This window comes from Caulobacter sp. LARHSG274, from assembly GCF_052871235.1.
Genome location: NZ_JBIXJO010000003.1, coordinates 107,061 through 125,645, shown reverse-complemented (window position 1 = coordinate 125,645; position 18,585 = coordinate 107,061). Strand labels below are relative to the sequence as shown.

17 protein-coding genes and 1 tRNA gene are annotated in these 18,585 nt (G+C 71.1%); 7 read left to right on the top strand and 11 right to left on the bottom strand.

The features are described 5' to 3' along the window. Nucleotides 1-12: 12 nt before the first annotated feature. Together ACIPQB_RS08855 and ACIPQB_RS08850 are read right to left on the bottom strand one after the other, a co-directional pair. Nucleotides 13-1,545, bottom strand: coding sequence for an ATP-binding protein (locus ACIPQB_RS08855; RefSeq protein ID WP_446484853.1), 1,533 nt, complete (start codon nt 1,543-1,545; stop codon nt 13-15). Further along, on the bottom strand, nt 1,542-2,300 hold the full coding sequence (locus ACIPQB_RS08850; protein WP_446485109.1) for a response regulator: 759 nt from the start codon (nt 2,298-2,300) through the stop codon (nt 1,542-1,544). The genes ACIPQB_RS08855 and ACIPQB_RS08850 overlap by 4 nt, the downstream gene beginning before the upstream one ends. A gap of 128 nt (nt 2,301-2,428) precedes the next feature. Here ACIPQB_RS08850 and ACIPQB_RS08845 point away from each other — a divergent pair, with 128 nt between their 5' ends. Next, nucleotides 2,429-2,875 (top strand): EF-hand domain-containing protein, encoded by a 447-nt coding sequence (locus ACIPQB_RS08845; protein ID WP_446484852.1) that lies wholly within the window; start codon nt 2,429-2,431, stop codon nt 2,873-2,875. Here the strand turns inward: ACIPQB_RS08845 and ACIPQB_RS08840 are convergent. Further along, entirely contained in the window at nt 2,872-3,588 is a 717-nt protein-coding gene (locus ACIPQB_RS08840; protein WP_446484851.1) for an MBL fold metallo-hydrolase, read from the bottom strand. The two genes, ACIPQB_RS08845 and ACIPQB_RS08840, sit on opposite strands and share 4 nt — an antisense overlap. 95 nt (nt 3,589-3,683) lie before the next feature. Further along, nucleotides 3,684-5,237 (bottom strand): amino acid permease, encoded by a 1,554-nt coding sequence (locus ACIPQB_RS08835; RefSeq protein ID WP_446484850.1) that lies wholly within the window; start codon nt 5,235-5,237, stop codon nt 3,684-3,686. A gap of 259 nt (nt 5,238-5,496) precedes the next feature. On the opposite strand from ACIPQB_RS08835, the gene hrpB reads away from it, so the two are divergent. After that, complete coding sequence (gene hrpB / locus ACIPQB_RS08830; protein ID WP_446484849.1) at nt 5,497-7,938, top strand: ATP-dependent helicase HrpB; 2,442 nt, start codon at nt 5,497-5,499, stop codon at nt 7,936-7,938. Between the two features lie 30 nt (nt 7,939-7,968). On the opposite strand, the gene ACIPQB_RS08825 is transcribed toward hrpB, so the two are convergent. Both ACIPQB_RS08825 and ACIPQB_RS08820 read right to left on the bottom strand, forming a co-directional pair. Continuing rightward, nucleotides 7,969-8,613 carry a DsbA family oxidoreductase gene (locus ACIPQB_RS08825; protein WP_446484848.1) on the bottom strand — a complete coding sequence of 215 codons (645 nt, stop codon included), beginning with the start codon at nt 8,611-8,613 and terminating at the stop codon, nt 7,969-7,971. Between the two features lie 89 nt (nt 8,614-8,702). Then, a complete protein-coding gene (locus ACIPQB_RS08820; protein ID WP_446484847.1) occupies nt 8,703-10,028 on the bottom strand; it encodes a diguanylate cyclase domain-containing protein in 1,326 nt (441 codons plus the stop codon). Nucleotides 10,029-10,247: 219 nt separating this feature from the next. Between ACIPQB_RS08820 and ACIPQB_RS08815 the strand changes: the two genes are divergently transcribed. Both ACIPQB_RS08815 and ACIPQB_RS08810 read left to right on the top strand, forming a co-directional pair. Beyond that, nucleotides 10,248-11,375, top strand: coding sequence for a CaiB/BaiF CoA transferase family protein (locus tag ACIPQB_RS08815; RefSeq protein ID WP_446484846.1), 1,128 nt, complete (start codon nt 10,248-10,250; stop codon nt 11,373-11,375). Nucleotides 11,376-11,609: 234 nt separating this feature from the next. Then, nucleotides 11,610-12,560 (top strand): YihY/virulence factor BrkB family protein, encoded by a 951-nt coding sequence (locus ACIPQB_RS08810; RefSeq protein ID WP_446484845.1) that lies wholly within the window; start codon nt 11,610-11,612, stop codon nt 12,558-12,560. Here the strand turns inward: ACIPQB_RS08810 and ACIPQB_RS08805 are convergent. Genes ACIPQB_RS08805 through ACIPQB_RS08795 form a run of 3 tightly spaced genes read right to left on the bottom strand, consistent with a single transcriptional unit; the run spans nt 12,532 to nt 14,409 of the window. Next, on the bottom strand, nt 12,532-12,765 hold the full coding sequence (locus ACIPQB_RS08805; protein WP_446484844.1) for a sulfurtransferase TusA family protein: 234 nt from the start codon (nt 12,763-12,765) through the stop codon (nt 12,532-12,534). The genes ACIPQB_RS08810 and ACIPQB_RS08805 overlap by 29 nt on opposite strands. Continuing rightward, complete coding sequence (locus tag ACIPQB_RS08800; RefSeq protein WP_446484843.1) at nt 12,758-13,495, bottom strand: pseudouridine synthase; 738 nt, start codon at nt 13,493-13,495, stop codon at nt 12,758-12,760. Before ACIPQB_RS08800 ends, ACIPQB_RS08805 begins: the two co-directional genes overlap by 8 nt. Beyond that, nucleotides 13,492-14,409, bottom strand: a complete 918-nt coding sequence (locus ACIPQB_RS08795; RefSeq protein WP_446484842.1) for a class I SAM-dependent methyltransferase — start codon at nt 14,407-14,409, stop codon at nt 13,492-13,494. Before ACIPQB_RS08795 ends, ACIPQB_RS08800 begins: the two co-directional genes overlap by 4 nt. A gap of 238 nt (nt 14,410-14,647) precedes the next feature. On the opposite strand from ACIPQB_RS08795, the gene ACIPQB_RS08790 reads away from it, so the two are divergent. Next, on the top strand, nt 14,648-15,097 hold the full coding sequence (locus ACIPQB_RS08790; protein WP_446484841.1) for a hypothetical protein: 450 nt from the start codon (nt 14,648-14,650) through the stop codon (nt 15,095-15,097). Here the strand turns inward: ACIPQB_RS08790 and ACIPQB_RS08785 are convergent. Both ACIPQB_RS08785 and ACIPQB_RS08780 read right to left on the bottom strand, forming a co-directional pair. Further along, the gene (locus ACIPQB_RS08785) at nt 15,069-16,694 is read right to left on the bottom strand and encodes an SWIM zinc finger family protein (protein WP_446484840.1); all 1,626 of its coding nucleotides are present in this window, start codon (nt 16,692-16,694) and stop codon (nt 15,069-15,071) included. The genes ACIPQB_RS08790 and ACIPQB_RS08785 overlap by 29 nt on opposite strands. Nucleotides 16,695-16,766: 72 nt before the next feature. Then, nucleotides 16,767-16,856, bottom strand: a tRNA-Ser gene (locus ACIPQB_RS08780). A gap of 129 nt (nt 16,857-16,985) precedes the next feature. Here ACIPQB_RS08780 and ACIPQB_RS08775 point away from each other — a divergent pair. Both ACIPQB_RS08775 and tmk read left to right on the top strand, forming a co-directional pair. Continuing rightward, nucleotides 16,986-17,915 carry a septal ring lytic transglycosylase RlpA family protein gene (locus ACIPQB_RS08775; protein ID WP_446484839.1) on the top strand — a complete coding sequence of 310 codons (930 nt, stop codon included), beginning with the start codon at nt 16,986-16,988 and terminating at the stop codon, nt 17,913-17,915. Nucleotides 17,916-17,957: 42 nt separating this feature from the next. After that, entirely contained in the window at nt 17,958-18,584 is a 627-nt protein-coding gene (gene tmk, locus ACIPQB_RS08770; protein ID WP_446484838.1) for a dTMP kinase, read from the top strand. Nucleotide 18,585 lies beyond the last annotated feature (1 nt).

The following is an 18,585-nucleotide window of genomic DNA, read 5'->3' as shown; positions in this document are numbered from 1 at the left end:
TCGTAATAATCATCAGAACGGCAGCTCGACCCGGGCGCGCAGGCCGCCTTCGGGGCGGTTGTGCAGGGTGGCGTCGCCGCCGTGAGCCCGGGCCACCGAGCGCACCACGGCCAGGCCCAGGCCGATCCCCCCGGTCTCGCGGTTGCGCGACGGCTCGCCGCGGAAGAACGGCTCGAACACCCTGTCCAGCTCGGAGGGCGGAATGCCGGGTCCGTCGTCGTCGATCTCGATCACCGCCAGGCGGCCCTCGGCATGGACCCGACCCTGCACCGAGCCGCCGTATTTGAGCCCGTTCTCGACCAGGTTGGTCAGCAGGCGGCGCAGGGCGATCGGGTCGCCGTCGATGATGATCTTCTCGCCGCGCTCGACCGCCGCCTGACCGCCGGTCTCGGCCGCCTCGTCGATGACGCTCTCCAGCAGCGAGGCCAGCTCCAGCTTGGTGCGCTCGGCCGGGCGGGTGGTGTCGCGGACGAAGGCCATGGTGGCGGCGATCATCGCCTCCATCTGGTCGATGTCCGAAGCCAGCTTGGGGCGGATGTCGTCGGGCGTGGCCTCGATGCGGAAGCGCAGGCGGGTCAGGGGCGTGCGCAGGTCGTGGGCCACCGCGCCGATCATGGCGGTGCGGTCCTCGACATAGCGGCGCAGGCGCTCCTGCATCATGTTGAAGGCGTTGGAGGCGGCGACCACCTCGGCCGAGCCGGACAGGGCCAGCGGCGCCGCGCGCGGGTCGCGGCCCAGTCGCTCGGCCGCCCCGGCGAAGGCGCTGATCGGCCCCGACAGCCGCCGTGCGAACAGCCAGGCCAGGGGCGCGACGCACAGCACCGACAGGCCCAGGATCAGCAGGATGCGCTGCTGCCAGCTGTCGAAGCGCAGGGCCGGCTTGGGCTCGACCATCGTCCAGCGGCCGTCGCTCTGCTCGACGCCAAGCTTGAAATCGCCGAACAGGAAGGGTTCCTCGCTCGGAAAGGGCAGGTGCATCCGCGGCGCGAAGCTCGGCGGCAGGCCGTCGACTCCGACGATGCGGCGACCGGGGCCGTCGGGCCCCCCAGGGCCGCCAGGTCCGTCGGGACCGCCGAACCGGTCGGGTCCGCCGGGAGCGCCCGGTCCGTCCGGACCGCCTGGACCATCCGGACCCGGCCCGACCCGGACGTGGTTCAGCCTCTGGGTCCGGACGAAGAAGCGCGGACCATTGTCGGTGATGATCTCGATCCGCTGGGGATCGACGCCCAGGACCCGTCCGACCGCGGTCTTGAACTCGGCCCGCCGGCGATTGTCGACCAGGCCCCGGAACGCCCTGACGTTGGACCGGACGATCAGCTGGCGGCCGTCGCGGGGCTGCACGTTCTGGCCGGTCTTCAGGGCCCGGGTGATCTCGCTCAGCCGGTAGAATTCGGGCGGCGGCGGCGGCAGGGTGAAGACCACGGCGATGGCGATCAGCTGGGCGGCCACCAGGGTCACGATGACCAGGGCCAGGGCCTGCGCGAACAGCGACGCGCTGCCCGGGCTCCAGAACCGGAAGGCCGGGGGCCTTGGCTCTGGAGTCATGGGGTGCGGGTGACCTTGGACGTGAACATGTAGCCTTCGCTGCGGATCGTGCGGATCAGCTCGCCGCCGCCGCCGTCGTCGAGCTTGCGGCGCAGGCGGCTGATCTGGACGTCGATGGCCCGGTCATAGGCGTCGCTTTCGCGGCCGCGGGCCATGTCCAGCAGTTGGTCGCGGGTCAGCACCCGCTGGGGGCGCTCGACGAAGGCCCGCAGCAGCGAGAACTCGCCGCTCGACAGGTTGACCACCACCGACTGCGGCGAGCGCAGTTCGCGGCGGACTAGGTCCAGCCGCCAGCCGGCGAACTCGCAGGCCGCGCCCATGCCGTCGTCGGCGGCCCGCGGCTCGGTGCGGCGGCGCAGCACGGCCCGGACCCGGGCCAGCAGCTCGCGCGGGTTGCAGGGCTTGGGCAGATAGTCGTCGGCGCCCAGCTCCAGGCCGACGATGCGGTCGGTCTCCTCGCCCATGGCCGACAGCATGATGATCGCCGGGCCCTCCTGGGCCGACAGCCGCCGGCAGATGGCCAGGCCGTCCTCGCCCGGCAGCATGACGTCGAGCACGATCAGGTCGACGGGACCGCGGGCCAGGGCCTGCTCCATGGTCCGGGAGTCCGAGGCGGTGTCGATGGCGTAGCCGTGCCGGCCCAGGAAGTCGGCCACCACGTCGCGGATGCCCGGATCGTCGTCGACGATCAGGATGCGGGCGCCGCGCGCCGGGTCGGAACCGGACTGGGCGACGGCGGCGGGCGCGGGCGACATCGCCGGATCTTGCGAACTTTCCATGACTGGCTCTTTCCATGCCCCCGTCTCCAGCAGATTTCACGGCTGAAACAGGGGCGCAACCCGGCCATGCGAATTATCGCCACAGTCTTCAGCTGGAGCCCAGCATGTCCCGCGTCCTCCCCGCGACCCTTGTCGCCCTTCTCGCCGCCGCCTCCACCGGTCTCGCCCACGCCCAGACCAGCCCCGGTCCGGGCGGCGGCATGCGGCCCAATCTCGACGCCGACGGCGACGGCGCGGTCAGCGCCTCGGAATTCGACGCCTCGGCCCTGCAGCGCTTCCAGCGCATGGACGCCAACCACGACGGCGTGGTCGACGCCGGCGAGCTGGCCGCGCTCAAGGCCCGGATGGAGGCGCGCGGCGGCGACCGTCCTGGCGGACGCGCCGACAGGCTGGCCGAGATGGACGCCGACAAGGACGGCCGGATCACCGAGGCCGAGGCCCTGACCGCCAGCCGGGCCCGCTTCGCCAAGCTCGACGCCAATCATGACGGCAAGCTCGACGCGACCGAGCAGCAGGGCCTGTGGACGGGCCGCCCGGGCGGGGGGAACTAACCGGGCGACCGATTGACCGGCGCCGCGTAGTCCGCGCCTGCGGCCTGCATCGCCGCGATCGCCCGGTCGCCGACGAAGGGGTTGGAGCGGCGCTCGGCCCCGAAGCTCGACATCGGGCCGTGGCCGGGCACGAAGCGCACGTCGTCGCCCAGCGGCCACAGCTTGCCGGTGATGGCGTCCAGCAGGTCCTGGTGGTTGCCGCGCGGGAAGTCGGTGCGGCCGATCGAGCCCTGGAACAGCACGTCCCCGACCTGGGCGAACCGCGCCTGGCGGTGGAAGAAGACCACGTGGCCCGGGGTGTGGCCGGGGCAGTGCAGCACCTCGAACTCCGTTTCGCCCAGGGTGACCACGTCGCCGTCGTCCAGCCAGCGGTCGGTGACGAAGGCCCGGGCCTCGGGCACGCCGTACATCTCGCCGCTCTGCTGGATGCGGTCGATCCAGAACTGGTCGTCCTGGTGCGGACCCTCGATCGGGACCCCGGTCAGGCGCTTGAGCTCGGCCGCGCCGCCGGCGTGGTCCATGTGGCCGTGGGTGATCCAGATCTTCTCCAGGGTCAGGCCCTGGTCGGCGACGGCCTTGAGCAGGCGAGGGACCTCGCCGCCCGGATCGATCACCGCCGCCTTCAGGGTCTTGGCGCACCAGACGATCGTGCAGTTCTGCTGCAGCGGAGTGACCGGCGCGATGACGGCGCGGATCGGCGTTTCGGCGCTCATGCCCAGGACCTCGACGGACGGCTCTAACGAAGACGGGCGGGAACCGAGGTTCCCGCCCGTCCGACCTAAGCGTTATCGGCTCAGGATCAAGGGATTTAGTCCTCGCCCGGCAGCTTGCCGGTCGGAGTCGGCGGCGCGGCGATCAGCGGCGCGTCCTCGTCCAGCTCGTGGACCTCGCCGCGCAGGCCGCGGCCGACGTGGCTCTTGCGGTAGCCGTAGGCGAAGTAGAACACCAGGCCGATGGCGGCCCAGATCGGCAGCAGCAGCTTGGCTTTCATCGGCAGGTAGAAGAACAGCACCAGGCAGCCGGCGATGGCCAGCGGGGCGATGATCCACACCAGCGGGGTCCTGAACGGGCGACGGCGGTCCGGATCCTTGATCCGCAGCATCATCACCGCCACGGCCACCATCAGGAAGGCGAACAGGGTGCCGGAGTTGGAGATGTCGGCCAGCTGGCCGACCGGGAAGAAGGCCGCGGCCACCAGCACCAGGCCGCCGGTGACCATGGTCACGATGTGCGGGGTCTTGAACTTGGGGTGGACCTTGCTGAGCACGCCGGGCAGCAGGCCGTCGCGCGACATCACGAAGAAGATCCGGGTCTGGCCGTAGATCATCATCAGGATGACCGAGGGCAGGGCCAGGCCGGCGGCCAGGCCGAGCAGGTTGCCGACGGCCGGGTGGCCGATCTGGCGCAGCACATGGGCCAGGGCTTCGCGCGAGCAGACCAGGGGCATCGGGCCGGCGGCGGTGATGTCCTTGCAGCGGGCGGTGAGTTCCAGCGAGCCGGGGCTCAGGACTTCGCCGTGCAGGCCGAACACCGGCTGGGCGCCATAGGCGCCGACCGCGCCGCCGGCCACCAGCAGGTAGAAGATGGTGCAGATGACCAGCGAACCGATCAGGCCGATCGGCACGTTGACCTGGGGATTGCGGGTCTCTTCGGCCGCCGTCGACACCGCGTCGAAGCCGACATAGGCGAAGAAGATCGAGGCCCCCGCCCCGATGATCCCGGTGGTCGCCAGGGGCGCGAAGGGATGGAAGTTCTCCATCTTCATGACCGGAAGGGCCAGGATCACGAAGGCGCTGAGGGCGGTGATCTTGATGGCCACCAACACGCCGTTGACGGTGGCGCTTTCCTTGGTGCCCAGCACCAGCAGCCAGGTGACCAGCAGCGAGATCAGCACTGCCGGCAGGTTGATGATCCCGCCGGCATAGGGACCGGCCACCAGGGCGTCGGGGATGTTGATGTGCAGCAGGTGCTCGATCAGCCCGACCACGTAGCCGGACCAGCCGACGGCCACGGCGCTGGCCGCCACGGCGTATTCGAGGATCAGGGCCCAGCCGACCAGCCAGGCGAAGAACTCGCCCAGCACGGCGTAGGAATAGGTGTAGGCCGAACCGGCGACCGGCACCATCGAGGCCAGTTCGGCATAGCACAGGGCGGCCACGGCGCAGACCGCGCCGGCGATGACGAACGACAGCATCATGCTCGGACCGGCCTTCTGGGCGGCTTCCGCCGTCAGGACGAAGATCCCGGTGCCGATGATGCCGCCGATGCCCAGCAGGGTGAGCTGGACCGGGCCGAGCGACCGGTGCAGCGACTTCTTCTCGGCCGTGGCGAGAATCGCATCCAGTGACTTAACGCGCCACATATTTCCTCCAGAGACCCGCGGCTCCCCCGGGGGCCGCGTAGATAAATTTTGCGGACCGTGACCCGGTTATCGGGACGCGGTCAAGGTAAAGCGGAGGGCGTGCGTAATTGTTCGCCCCTCTGTGCGCAATACGCGCCATGACCTGCCGGGCGGATGTTGCGTCGCAGCACGCTCTCTGAGCGTCGGCGCCCTGGAGTTGAGCGGACCGAGGATGGGGCCGCCGCTTGGCGATTGGGCCGGTCGCCGCTAAACCCACCGCGTGCAGCTGCCCATCCACGACGCCTTGCCGGCCTTGAGGTCCGCCCTGTCTGGGCGCGAGGCCGCGGTGCTGGTCGCCCCGCCCGGGGCGGGCAAGACCACGGTCGTGCCCCTGGCCCTGCTGGACCAGCCCTGGGTCGGCGGCGGCAAGATCGTCATGCTCGAGCCCCGGCGGCTGGCGGCGCGAGCGGCGGCGGGGCGGATGGCCCAGAGCCTGGGCGAATCCGTCGGCGACACGGTCGGCTTCCGGGTCAGATTGCAGTCCAAGGTCTCGGCCCGGACCCGGATCGAGGTGGTGACCGAGGGCGTCTTCACCCGGATGATTCTCGACGATCCGGGCCTGGACGGCGTGGCGGCGGTGATCTTCGACGAGTTCCACGAGCGCAGCCTCGACGCCGACCTCGGTCTGGCCCTGGCCCGGGACGCCCAGGGGCTGGTGCGCGAGGACCTGAAGATCCTGGTGATGTCGGCCACGCTCGACGGCGCCCGGATCTCGGCCCTGCTGGGCGACGCGCCGGTGGTCGAGAGCCAGGGGCGGATGTTCGAGGTCGACACCCGCTATCTGGGCCGCGACGACCGGCAGCGCTTCGAGGAGCGGGTGGTCCGCGCGATCGAGCGCGGCCTGGCCGAGGAGGACGGCGGCCTGCTGGTCTTCCTGCCCGGCCAGGGCGAGATCCGTCGGGTCGAGACCCTGCTGCGCGAACGGCTGCGGCGGCCCGAGGTCGACGTCGCGCCGCTCTATGGTGCGCTGGAGCCGGCCGAGCAGGACCGGGCCGTCGCCCCCGCCGCGCCGGGCCGGCGCAAGGTGGTCCTGGCCACTTCGATCGCCGAGACCAGTCTGACCATCGAGGGGGTGCGGGTGGTGATCGACGGCGGACTCTCCCGCGTGCCGCGCTTCGACCCGTCCAGCGGCCTGACCCGGCTGGAGACGGTGCGCGTCAGCCGCGCCGCCGCCGACCAGCGCCGCGGCCGGGCCGGCCGCACCGGGCCCGGCGTCTGCTACCGCCTGTGGGACGAGCCGGAGACCCGGGCCCTGCCGGCCTTCGCCCGGCCTGAGATCCTCGAGGCCGACCTGTCGCGCCTGGCCCTGGACCTGGCCCGCTGGGGGGCGCGGGACGCGGCCAACCTGGCCTTCCTCGACGCGCCGCCGGCCGCCGCCTTCGCCGAGGCCCGGACCCTGCTCAATCGTCTGCAGGCCCTGGACGGCCAGGGCGGCCTGACCGCCCACGGCCGGGCCCTGGCCGACATGCCCCTGGCCCCGCGCCTGGCCCACATGGTGGTCCGCGCCGCCGCCGCCGGCCAGGGCCGACGCGGGGCCGAGATCGCCGCCGTGCTCAGTGAGCAGGGCCTGGGCGGCCGCGACGTCGATCTGCGCCACCGGCTGGAGAGCTTCGGCCGAGACCGCTCGCCCCGGGCCCGCGACGCCCGCACCCTGGCCGAGCGCTGGGCCCGTAGCGCTGGCCGCCCGTCCGGGGCCGCGCCGCTCGACGACGCCCTGCTGCTGGCCGAGGCCTATCCCGAGCGGGTGGCCCGGGCCCGCGGCAAGCCGGGCGAGTACCAGCTGGCCAGCGGCCGCGGCGTCTATCTGGAGCCGACCGACGCCCTGGCCCGCGAGATCTGGCTGGCGGTCGGCGAGCTGGGCGGCGGCGAGGCCCGCGACCGCATCCTGCTGGCCGCGCCGCTGGACGAGGCCGGCCTGCGCGAGGCGTTCGCCGATCGGCTGGTCGCCGAGGACCGGCTGGAGCCCGACGCCCGCGGCAAGGTTCGAGCCCGGCGGCTGCTGCGCCTGGGCAAGCTGGTGGTCGAGGAGCGGCTGCTCGACCACGTCGATCCGGGCTTGGTGACCCGGGCGCTGCTCGACCAGGTCGGCCGCGAGGGCCTGTCCGCCGTGCCGCTCGGAGAGGGGGCTCAGGCCCTGCGCCGCCGCGTGGCCTTCCTGCGCGGTCTCGGCCCCGAGACCTGGCCCGACCTGTCGGACGCGGCCCTGCTGGCGCGACTGCCCGAGTGGCTGGAGCCGCTGCTGGCCGGCCGCTCGGCCCTCAGCCAGCTGGCCGACGGGGCCCTGACCGAGGCGATCCGCGCCCTGCTGCCCTGGGACCTGCACCGCCGCCTCGACGCCCTGGCCCCGGCCCGGTTCACCGCCCCGACCGGCTCCAGCTTCGCCATCGACTACGGCGCCGACGGCGGTCCGCGGGTCGACGTGCGGGTGCAGGAGCTGTTCGGCCTCACCGCCCACCCGGCCGTGGCCGGCGTCCCGCTGGTCCTGGCCCTGCTGTCGCCGGGCCACAAGCCGATCCAGATCACCCGCGACCTGCCGGGCTTCTGGCGCGGGTCATGGCGCGAGGTGAAGTCGGAGATGAAGGGCCGCTATCCGCGCCACGTCTGGCCCGACGATCCCGCTGCGGCCGCCCCGACGACCCGGGCCAAGCCGCGGGGGACCTGATCCGGGGCGGCGGAAAGGTCGCGTCCGGGATCAGGCCGCCGCCGCCAGGGCCTGGTCGATGGCCTGGACGATGTTTTCGCGGCTCTCGGCCCCGACCACCGCCAGCTTGCCGCCGAAGATCGCGAACGGCACGCCGGTGATCCCGCCCTGGACGGCCATGGCGTGCTCGCGGGCGATGGTCTCCCGGTCCAGGCCCTCGGCCAGCCGCCGCCGGATCATCGATGGGTCCAGGCCCGCCGCCGCTCCGATCTCGGCCAGCACCTCAGGATCGCCGATGTCGCGGCCGTCGGTGAAATAGGCGGCGAACAGGCCCTCGATCACCGCGTCCTGCCGGCCCTGGCCGTGGGCCCAGCGGATCAGCCGGTGGGCGGCGCTGGTGTTGGGGGCCAGGGCGATGGCGTCGAAATCGAAGACGATGCCTTCCTCGGCCCCGGCCTCGACCAGGGCCGTATGCACGGCCTTCAGCCTGGCCGGGTCCTTGAACTTGCCGGCCATATAGGCTTTGCGGTCAACGCCTTGCTCGGGAAGGTTCGGGTCCAGCTGGTAGGGCCGCCAGACGATCAGCGGTTCGAGGTCGGGTCGAAGGGCCACGGCCGACTTCACCCGTCGCCAACCCAGATAGCACCAGGGGCAGACCACGTCGGCGACGAGATCGATGAGCAGGGGCTGGCCCATGGCGAAGTCCTAAGCTGAAAGTTCCAGGCGCACTTAGAACCACCAGGGCTTTTGGACAAGCGTGGCCCTGGCCGAAAGCCGCGCCGCCGTCAGGCGCTGTCGCGTTGCAGGGCCCGGGCGGCGGCCCGTTCCAGGGCGTGGACGGCGCTCTCGCCGGCCTCGATCTGGGCCACGCCGATGTCGAACTCGCAGACGAAGGGCGCCCGGTCCTCGCCGGCGTCGAAGGCCGTGCAGCCGATCACCGCGGCGATGCGCTCGGCGGCGGCGCGGCCAGCGGTCTGGTTGGTGGCCGGCAGGGCCAGGGCGAAGACCTCGGGGGCCAGGCGGGCGGCGGTGTCCTCGACCCGCACCAGGCGGCCGACCATCGAGCCGATCTGCGGGATGGCCCGGTCCAGCCAGCCGTTCTGGCGGGCCCAGACGGTGTCGGGCTTGTCGGCGACCCGCAGCACGCAGATCGACAGCGGCCGGGCCCGCTCGCGGGCGGCGCCGGCCAGCCGCACCAGGTGGGCCGCGAACAGGTCGCGGGTGAACAGGCCGGTGGCGGCGTCCATCAGGCCCGAGCTGCGGGCCTTTTCCAGGGCCCCGCGGATCGACTCGCCGCGGCGGTAGTTGCGGGCCAGCTCGATGACCCGCTTGGCGGTCTCGATCTCGGCGGTTTCCGGGGAAGCGACGTCGGACACCCCGCGATGGAAGGCCTCCGACATGGTCACATAGCTCTCGGCCTTCAGATAGAGCAGGGCCGGGATGTGGAACAGGCGAGTGTTGCGCCGCATGCCGGCGGCGATCGACAGCGCCTCCTGCTGGTTGTCGCCGGCCCACAGCACCACGGCGTCGAAGGCCCGCTCGTGCAGATAGTCGAAGGCGGTATAGGCGGTGAAGGCCCCGACCACGTCGGCGCCGCTGCGGGTCAGGGCGTTGGACAGGGCCAGGAACTGCGGGGCGGGCTCGCCGATGGCCAGGACGCGGAACGGTTCGGCGTGCGGCGCGGGCAGGTCCAGGCGCCGGCCGCGATCGCCGAAGGTGGCCAGGCGAAGCTCGAACTCCTCCTCGGCGATGGCGGTGCGGACCAGGGATTCCAGCCGCAGCACCGCCTGGGACGGATGCAGCGGCGGCGACAGGGTCAGGTCGAAGGCCTGGGTGTCGGGCTCGCCGCCCGGCTCGCCGATGGCGATCACCGGCAGGCGGCGCGGGGCCACCGCCGCCTTCAGGCGGCGGGCCAGGGACTGGGCGTCGGGACCGGCGCTCTCCAGGTCGACGATCACCGCCTCGATATTGAGATCGCCCAGGGCGGCGAGGGCGGCGTAGGGACCGCGCGCGGTGATGGTCCGCCAGCCGAGCTTGTCGAGCCCTTCGGACAGCGGTCCAGCGCGGGAATCGTCGCGCGCCACGATCAGGATTCGGGCGTTCACCGCCAACTCAAAGCCTCCGCCCCGTACCAGCCGTCGCCCGACGACGCGGCGCCGTCGAGATTCGACAGGGCAACATAGCAGAGGCCGGGGGCGCTCATAGGTGCGCATCGCCGCAGGTCGCAAACAGCCGCGCTTGTCGGCGTGAGGCGAATTCCGGCTTGCGTGACCGAGGGGCAGGGCGGTTCTACTCAGGGTCAGCGCCGCGGAGTCGGCCGGGAGGAGCTTATGGCCCAGGGACCGCTGTCCGGCCTGAAGGTGCTGGAGTTCGCCGGGCTCGGCCCCGCGCCGTTCTGCGGCATGCTGCTGTCGGACCTGGGGGCCGAGGTGGTGCGCATCGACCGCAAGGGCGGCGACGACGGCGCGTCGGACCTGGTCACCGGTCGCGGGCGGCGCTCGGTGGCGCTGGACCTGAAGTCGCCGGCTGCGGTCGAGGCCTGCCTGAAACTGATGGAAGGCGCCGACGGCCTGATCGAGGGCTTCCGGCCGGGGGTCATGGAGCGGCTGGGCCTGGGTCCGGACCTGGCCCTGGCCCGCAATCCCCGCCTGGTCTACGGCCGCATGACCGGCTGGGGCCAGACCGGTCCCTACGCCCAGGCCGCCGGCCACGACATCAACTATATCGCCATCACCGGGGCCCTGGCGGCGATCGGGACGGCCGACAAGCCGACGCCGCCGCTGAACCTGGTCGGCGATTTCGGCGGCGGGGCGCTGTACCTGGCGTTCGGCCTGCTGGCCGGGGTGATCCACGCCCGGGCGACCGGGCAGGGTCAGGTGATCGACTGCGCGATGAGCGACGGCGCCGCTTCGCTGATGGCGATGTTCTACGGCTTCAAGGCCGCCGGCCTGTGGGGCGAGGGACGGGCGGCCAACCTGCTCGACGGCGGGGCCCATTTCTACGACACCTACCGCTGCGCCGACGGCCGGTGGATCTCGATCGGCGCGATCGAGCCGCGGTTCTACCAGCTGCTGCTGGAGAAGACAGGAATCACCGATCCGCAGTTCCAGCGCCAGATGGATCCCGTCGCCTGGCCGCAGCTGCGCGACAAGCTGGCGGCCCGGTTCGCCCTGAAGACCCGCGACGACTGGTGCGCCCTGCTGGGCGGCACGGACGTCTGCTTCGCCCCGGTGCTGGACATGGACGAGGCCCCGGCCCATCCGCACAATCTCGCCCGCGGGACCTTCGTCAAGGCGGCCGGCCTCACCCAGCCGGCCCCGGCCCCGCGCTTTTCGGCCACCCCCGGGGCGATCCAGGGCCCGCCGCCGAAGATCGGGGCCGACAACGACCAGGCCCTAGCCGACTGGGGCTTTTCGGCCGAGGCGATCGCGGTCCTGCGGGCGGAGGGGGCGCTTTGAGGTCCCATTGCTGACGGATCGCTTCCATTTCCATTCAGCCGCCATTCAGCCGCGCAGGCCTAGACCAGATCCGTAACCGGCCGTCGCGCCACCCGTCCCTCGATGCGGCGTCCGGTTCAGGTTCGTCCTGCGGAGACGCGCCGCTTTCCCTGAAGCGGCGCGTCTTTGACTCTGGAACCCTGATATTCCAGCCTTGGCTTGCGTCAGAGGGGCGACGCGGGCAGTTTCCGCCGCATGACCTCGCCCCAGGACCGTATTCGCTTTCGAGACCTGGATCTCGATCCGATCCATTGGGTGCGGGAGATCCTCCGGGTCCTGGGCCTGGCCCTGCAGCGGCTGTGGGGCCGCGACGTCATGCTCTATGTCGGCGGCGTCTCGTTCTTCATCCTGCTGGCGGTGTTTCCCGGCCTGGCGATCCTGATCGGCCTCTACAGCCTGATGCTGACCCCCGAACAGGCGGTGAGCCAGGCCGACAAGCTGGCCTATCTGATGCCGTCCGGCGCCCGGCCGATCTTCCAGAGCGAGATGGCGCGGCTGGCCCACGCCCCCGAACAGGCCATCTCGGCCCAGAGCGCCGTGGTCCTGGTCATCGGCGTCTACGCCGCCCACCGCGGCTTCAAGGCCCTGCTGGCGGGGCTGTCCTTCATCCATGACGAGGAGGACCAGCGCGGCTTCTTCGGTTTCAACCTGATGGCCCTGGTGGTGCTGGTCTGCGCGTTTGGCCTGCTGTTCGTGATGTCGGGGGTGTTCCTGACCTTCCGCCTGCTGTCCAGCACCCTGGACCTGCGGCCCCTGGCCGGGGTGTCTTGGATCCAGAGCGAATGGACCTGGGCCAGCCTGGGCCTGCTGGTCGGCATGACCCTGGTCTATCGCTACGCCATGTCGCGGGCCCCCGTCGGCTGGCGCGCGGCGATGGCTGGCGGCCTGGCGGCGGCCATCCTCTGCGTCTTCATGTCCTGGGCCAGCGCCTTCTATGTCGAGCAGGTGGCCCATCTGGGCGCGACCTACGGCTCGATCTCGGCGGTGATCATCTTCCTGATCTGGCTGTCGTGGAGCGTCAACGCCGTGTTCTTCGGCGGGGCCCTGGCCACCGAGATGGAGATCGCCCTGGACGAGCGGCCCCGGGCCCTGCTCGAAGGCCCCCGGGCCATTCCCCTCAAGGCGCCTTCGCCACCAGGAAGCTGATCGCCCCGTCCGGGGCGTCGACGATCTCGACCACCGAAGCCCCGACGCCCGCGGCGAAGTGCGGCACGTCGATGCGGGCCAAGGGATCGTCGGCCAGCAGGCGGATGCGGGCGCCCGGCGCGGCCTCCTCCAGGGCCCGGCGCAGGCGCAGGGTCGGCACCGGGCAGCGGTGGCCGCGGGCGTCGACGAGACGGTCTTCAGCCATCGAACACCGCCTCGGCCTGGGCCGCCGACAGGATCCGGTGCTCGCCGGGGCCCAGGTCCTCGGGCAGAACCAGACCGCCGATCCGCTCGCGATGCAGGCCGACGACGTGGTTGCCGACCGCGGCGAACATCCGCCGTACCTGGTGATAGCGGCCCTCGGTGATGGTCAGCCGCGCCTCGCGCTCGCCCAGCACCTCCAGGGCGGCCGGCAGCAGCGGCTTGTCCTCGCCCTCCAGCATCAGGGTCCCGCTGGCGAAGGCCGCGCCCTCGGCGCCGGTCAGCGGCCGGTCGAGTGTGGCGCGATAGACTTTCGGCACGTGCCGCTTGGGCGAGATCACCCGGTGCAGGAAGTCGCCGTCGTCGGTGACCAGCAGCAGGCCCGAGGTGTCCTTGTCGAGCCGGCCGACGCTGGACAGGGCCGGGTCGCGGATCCGCCAGCGCTTGGGCAGCAGGTCGTAGATTCGCTCGCCGTCCTCGCGATGCGAACAGACCACCCCCAGCGGCTTGTGCATCAATAGAATCAGCGGAGCCGGCGGATCGACCGGAACGCCGCGGATCTTCAGGTGCAGCGGCAGGTCGGCGGTGACGGCGATCTTGCGGCCGGCGTCCTTGATCGCCGCGCCGTCGAAGGTCACCTGGCCGCCCGCCACCAGGGCCTGGACGTCGCGCCGGCTGCCATAGCCCAGATTGGCCAGCAGCCGGTCGAGCCGGGCCATCAGGGGCCTGCTCACTTGCGGGCCTCGTAGACCTTGAAGCCGCCGGCGTCGGCGACCGGGCGGACCGTCTTGAAATGCTCGTTCAGCACCGCTTCGTAGGGCAGGTGCCGGTTGGCGACCAGCCACAGCACGCCGCTTTTGCGCAGCATGGCCGCCGCGGCCTTGATGAACGCCTGGCCCAGGCCCTTGTCCTCGCCGCCGGCCTCGTGGAACGGCGGATTGGTGACCACGAAGTCCAGGCCGCTCAGCAGCTCGGCCCCGCGGCGGGCGTCGGCCCACAGGACCTCGACCCGTGGCTCGACGACATTGCGCCGCGCCGCCTCGACCGCCCGCCGGTCGAGGTCGATCAGGGTCAGCCGGGTGACCTTGGGCGAGGCCAGGACGGCGTGGGAGAGAACGCCGATGCCGCAGCCGAGATCGGCCCCGGCCCCGGCCAGGGGCGGCAGGGCTTTCAGCAGCAGGGCGGTGCCGGGATCGAGGCGGTCCCAGCTGAACACCCCGGGCTGGGTCCACAGACCATCGCCGTCCAGCCGCCGCGGCGCGCCCTCGGCGATCGCCGCCTCCAGCCCGGTGACGGTCGCGGGTTTTAGGGCCACGCAGATCCGCTGGTGGCGCTTGGCGCTTTCGCCGACCGTGCAGCCGAACGCCGTCAGCTCCCTATTGAGCCGCAGGCCGCCGCGATCTTTGGGGGCCAGGGCGGTCAGCCGACCCTCGACCTTCAGGGCCCGCAGCGCCTGGGCCAGGACATAGCGCCGCTCGGCGACGCCGGCCGGGGCCTGGATGACGATCTCGTCCAACGACCCTTCCGGCAGCTCGCCCAGATCGGCCGAGCCGGCCACGAGCGGCGAGACCTGCACCGCGCCGGCGGGCGCATCGACGACGTCGAGGGGCGGGGAGCCATAGACGGCGGCGCGGACAGGGTCGGGCATCGGAATTAAGTCTCGGCAAGGAACAGGCGGCTTCAGTAGACCTTCGCGCGGTCTTATCAAGTTTCGCGATGTGGCGGCGGAGAGGATTGATCTGGCTGCGCGGCTCGGGAAAAGATCAGCGACATGGCCCGGACTCGTCCCGACCGTTATGAACCCCGACCGACCATGGCCGATCCCCGACCGGTCCTGCTGGCGGCCGCGCTTAAGTTCGTCCGCGAGGCTCGGACCTGCCCGAACGATGCTGCGCATCGCGTTGGTCGGATCGCTATCGACCGCCAAGCCCGTGCCGAAGGACGTCGACGTCCTCGTCACCCTGGCCGACCATGACGACCTGACGGCGCTCGCCCAAGTGTCGCGCCGCCTGCGGGGAGGCGCCAACACCGTCAATCTCGGCGCCGACATCTTCCTGTGCGACGCCGACGGTCGCTATCTCGGGCGCGTCTGCCGTTATCGCGAATGCCATCCCCGCATGGCCTGCGACGGTCGCCAATGCGCAAGCGGTCGCCGTCTCAACGACGATTTCCATCTGGTGAGACTGGACCGGTCGCTGACCCTCGCCCCGCCGATCGACCTCTGGCCGACCGTACAACGCCGCACGGTGGTTCCCGTAGATGTGGAACGATTGCTGCTTGCGCCGCTTGAGCAGGATCTGGCGGCGATCAGCGCAGGCCTTCCAGACGCTGAATGAAGGTGCGCTTGGCCTTGTGACGCTTGGCGACATCCTCGACATAGGCGGCGTGCGAGGCCGGGTCGTCACAGACCTGGCCCCGAAGGCGGATCAGCTTGATCGCCATGTCATACGCGCCGGCGTTGGCAAGCCGCACCTGGGATTCCGCCAGGCGCTCATAGACCGCCTGCGCCTCTTGGCGATGGGTCTGGTGGCTGGCGTCGGCGAGATCCCTCAGGCGCCAGTCGTCGATCGGATGGCGACTGACGATCGCCCAGGCGGCGTCCAGCCGGCGCTCCGCCAGCAGCAGATCGAGCAACATCGTCCAGAATGCCCCGGCCTCCAGAATCTTGGCGGCCCGATCGACGACATCCGTCGGCGAAAGGCGTTTCAGATGGTGCAGCAGATCGAGATTGGGCGATCGCTCGAAGGTCCGCCAGAGAAGGGCCAAGGCTTCGTCGCCCCGACCGGCCTCGGCTTCGAGCTCGGCCGCCGCGCTGACCAGCCTGACATTGGGGACGTCCTCGAAGATCCACAGGGCGTCCCGCGCCCATTTCAGGGCCAAATCCTGCCGCTCGCCCTCCCTGCAGATCTGAATGATCTCCAGATAGGCGTAAGGGCCGGAAAGATCGGCGCTGCGAAGGGCGATCCGCGCGTCGAGATCGCCGTCCTGCCGAGCGAAGTCGTCGAGGATGGCCCGCAGGGCGTATTGCCCCGCCCGCTCCTTGACGGGTACGGCCGCCCAGGCGGTCGTGGCCAGCCGTCGGTATTCGGCCATTCCGGCATCACCCAGCACTTCGGCGTAGGCCGTGCGAAGGTCCTCGAAGGCCGGCCACTCGCTGTCCACCTCCTGCTCGAACAACCATCGGGCCAGTTCCACCGGGTCGGGCTTGGTCTCCTGGCAGGCGGCCAGGTGAATCTCGACGGCCCGCTGGACGGCGGCGGTCACCTCGCCCTCGGAATCGTCGATCGTCTCGAAGGCCTCCTGCATGCTCTCGAGAAAATGGACCATCAGGGCGGCCACGGCGCTCGCCCGGCCGCTGGCGTTCAGTTTCTCCAGGCGATCGAGCAGAGCGGACAGGCCGTCGGCATAGGTCCCGACGGCGTAATAGTCGATCGATCCTGCGGCATCGCAGGCGTCGTCGATCTCCGCGCGGTATCGGCGAACAAGCGCCTGATCATCCTCGAGGGCGTCCTGAGCCTCGGCCTCGATCTCGGCCCAGAGAGTCGGAATCTGCTCGGCGAGCGACACGAGGCGGGTGATCGCCGCATCCAGTCCTTGCCGGCGCAGATGGTCGATAAGGCGAGCGCGCCGGTCGATCATCGGCTCATCGTCGGTCCGCTCTCGGGCGGTGATCGCCAGAGCGACCATGTGCTTGCAGAAGTCGGTGGAATCGTAGGCGGGGCAATCACAGGATCCTGTGGCGACATCTCCGCGCCAATGCAGGCTCACCCGATAGATCCCCGACCCCAGGACCCGCGCCAGGGCCTGATCACCGTTCAGCGACAACAGGTCCACGCGGCCCTGTGCGTGGTAGGCGCGGCCTCGGGCGAAGGCGCCGGCTCCCGCGGCCCGTTCCAGCCGCTTGTCCGACAGGATTTCGTGGATACGACTCATGTCGTCCATCTGAGCGCGATCGAAGCGATGGCGGCAAGACGTTCGAAGAACGGGAAAGCCGATAGGAAGGTCTGGCGGGCAGGGTGGGATTCGAACCCACGGTGGACTTTCACCCACGGCGGTTTTCAAGACCGCTGCCTTAAACCACTCGGCCACCTGCCCAGAGCTGGGGGCTATATCAGCGGTCGCGCGCCGGCTCCAGTGCGTTTGGTCGCACCTTTCATTAACCAGACCTCAAACCTCCTGAACGACTTTCGAGACCGGCGGATGGTCCGCGGGAGCCGATCGAGCATGGGACGCGAAGCGCGAGGGCAGGGCCGTCTGCTGCGCGGCATGGCCGTGGCCGGCCTGGGCTGCGCCGGCCTGGCCGCCTGCGCCACGCCGCAGCCGCGCCTGGCGGTCCACCAGGCGCCGACAGCCAGGCCCTATTCGCAGCCGCCGCCCGCGGGTTCGACCTCGGGTCTGCGCGGCACCGAGAAGCCCTATCAAATCAGGGGGATCTGGTATTATCCGAAGGCTGATCCCGGCTATGACGAACAGGGGATCGGCTCGTGGTACGGCGAGCAGTTCCACAATCGCCGCACCGCCAATGGCGAGCTGTTCGACATGGACCTGCCCTCGGCGGCCCACAAGACCCTGCCGTTGCCGAGCATCGTCGAGGTCACCAATCTGGACAACGGCCGCAAGATGAAGGTGCGGGTCAATGACCGCGGCCCCTTCGTCGACGGCCGGATCATTGACCTGTCGAAAGCCGCGGCCCAGCAGCTCGGCTATGGCCAGGCCGGGGTGGCCCATGTCCGCGTCCGCTATGTCGGACCGGCGGGCAAGACCCCCTTCGACGAGCGCCGAATCATCGCCGCCGCGCCGCCGCCGCCCGAGCCGCGCTATGCCCGGCCCCCGGCCGCTGCGCCGATCTATGTGGCCGCCCCGCCCGCCGCGCCGGCGCAAGCCGCGTCCGAGCCGGCCGAGACTTCGCCGCCGCCGTCCGTGCTGGCCAGCTATCGCGTCCAGGCCGGCTCCTTCGCCAATCGCGACAACGCCGAGCGCGCCGTCGCCCAGCTGAGCGAGGCGGGCGAGGCGTCGATCGAGTCGATCGCCCGCAGCCAGGGCGTGCTCTACCGGGTGGTGGTCGACGCCGGATCCGACGAGGGCGAAGCCTTCGGCGTGCGCGATCGCGTCGTCGCCCTGGGCTTTTCCGACGCGACGGTCCTGCGACCCTAATCGGGTCTGGACAAGCGCTCCGTTCCGGCCGAATTGAGGCCCGTGACGCGTGGAACCTTCATCAGTTTCGAGGGCGGCGAAGGGGCGGGCAAGTCCACCCAGATCCGCCGCCTGGCCGATCGCCTGCGGGCGGACGGCGCCGACGTCGTGCTGACCCGCGAACCGGGCGGCAGCGCCGGCGCCGAACAGATCCGCGACCTGATCCTCAATGGCGACGCCGACCGCTGGTCGCCGATCACCGAGACCCTGCTGATGTACGCCGCCCGCCGCGACCATATCGAGCGGGTGATCCGTCCGGCCCTCGGCCGCGGCGCCATCGTGCTGTGCGACCGCTTCGCCGACAGCACGCGGGCCTATCAGGGGGCGGGCGGCGACGCGCCAGTGTCGCTGATCAAGGCGCTGGAGGAGCATGTGCTGGGCGCCACGATTCCCGACCTGACGCTGATCTTCGACCTGCCGGCGACGGTCGGTCTCGCCCGGGCCCAGGCCCGGGGCGGGGAGGCGCGTTTCGAGTCCAAGGGCTTGGCCTTCCACGAACGCCTCGGCGCGGCCTTCCTGGAGATCGCCCGCCGCGAGCCGCAGCGCTGCGTGGTCATCGAGGCGGCCGGCGACATCGAGGCCGTGGCGGCCGACGTCTGGAGCGCGGTGTCCTCGCGCCTGGGGCTGTAGC

Excerpts from the sequence above, each read along its gene's own strand:
- ACIPQB_RS08855 (WP_446484853.1), bottom strand. The coding sequence starts at position 1,545 with ATGACTCCAGAGCCAAGGCCCCCGGCCTTCCGGTTCTGGAGCCCGGGC.
- ACIPQB_RS08850 (WP_446485109.1), bottom strand. The coding sequence starts at position 2,300 with ATGTCGCCCGCGCCCGCCGCCGTCGCCCAGTCCGGTTCCGACCCGGCG.
- ACIPQB_RS08845 (WP_446484852.1), top strand. The coding sequence starts at position 2,429 with ATGTCCCGCGTCCTCCCCGCGACCCTTGTCGCCCTTCTCGCCGCCGCC.
- ACIPQB_RS08840 (WP_446484851.1), bottom strand. The coding sequence starts at position 3,588 with ATGAGCGCCGAAACGCCGATCCGCGCCGTCATCGCGCCGGTCACTCCG.
- ACIPQB_RS08835 (WP_446484850.1), bottom strand. The coding sequence starts at position 5,237 with ATGTGGCGCGTTAAGTCACTGGATGCGATTCTCGCCACGGCCGAGAAG.
- ACIPQB_RS08825 (WP_446484848.1), bottom strand. The coding sequence starts at position 8,613 with ATGGGCCAGCCCCTGCTCATCGATCTCGTCGCCGACGTGGTCTGCCCC.
- ACIPQB_RS08815 (WP_446484846.1), top strand. The coding sequence starts at position 10,248 with ATGGCCCAGGGACCGCTGTCCGGCCTGAAGGTGCTGGAGTTCGCCGGG.
- ACIPQB_RS08810 (WP_446484845.1), top strand. The coding sequence starts at position 11,610 with ATGACCTCGCCCCAGGACCGTATTCGCTTTCGAGACCTGGATCTCGAT.
- ACIPQB_RS08805 (WP_446484844.1), bottom strand. The coding sequence starts at position 12,765 with ATGGCTGAAGACCGTCTCGTCGACGCCCGCGGCCACCGCTGCCCGGTG.
- ACIPQB_RS08795 (WP_446484842.1), bottom strand. The coding sequence starts at position 14,409 with ATGCCCGACCCTGTCCGCGCCGCCGTCTATGGCTCCCCGCCCCTCGAC.
- ACIPQB_RS08790 (WP_446484841.1), top strand. The coding sequence starts at position 14,648 with ATGCTGCGCATCGCGTTGGTCGGATCGCTATCGACCGCCAAGCCCGTG.
- ACIPQB_RS08785 (WP_446484840.1), bottom strand. The coding sequence starts at position 16,694 with ATGAGTCGTATCCACGAAATCCTGTCGGACAAGCGGCTGGAACGGGCC.
- ACIPQB_RS08775 (WP_446484839.1), top strand. The coding sequence starts at position 16,986 with ATGGGACGCGAAGCGCGAGGGCAGGGCCGTCTGCTGCGCGGCATGGCC.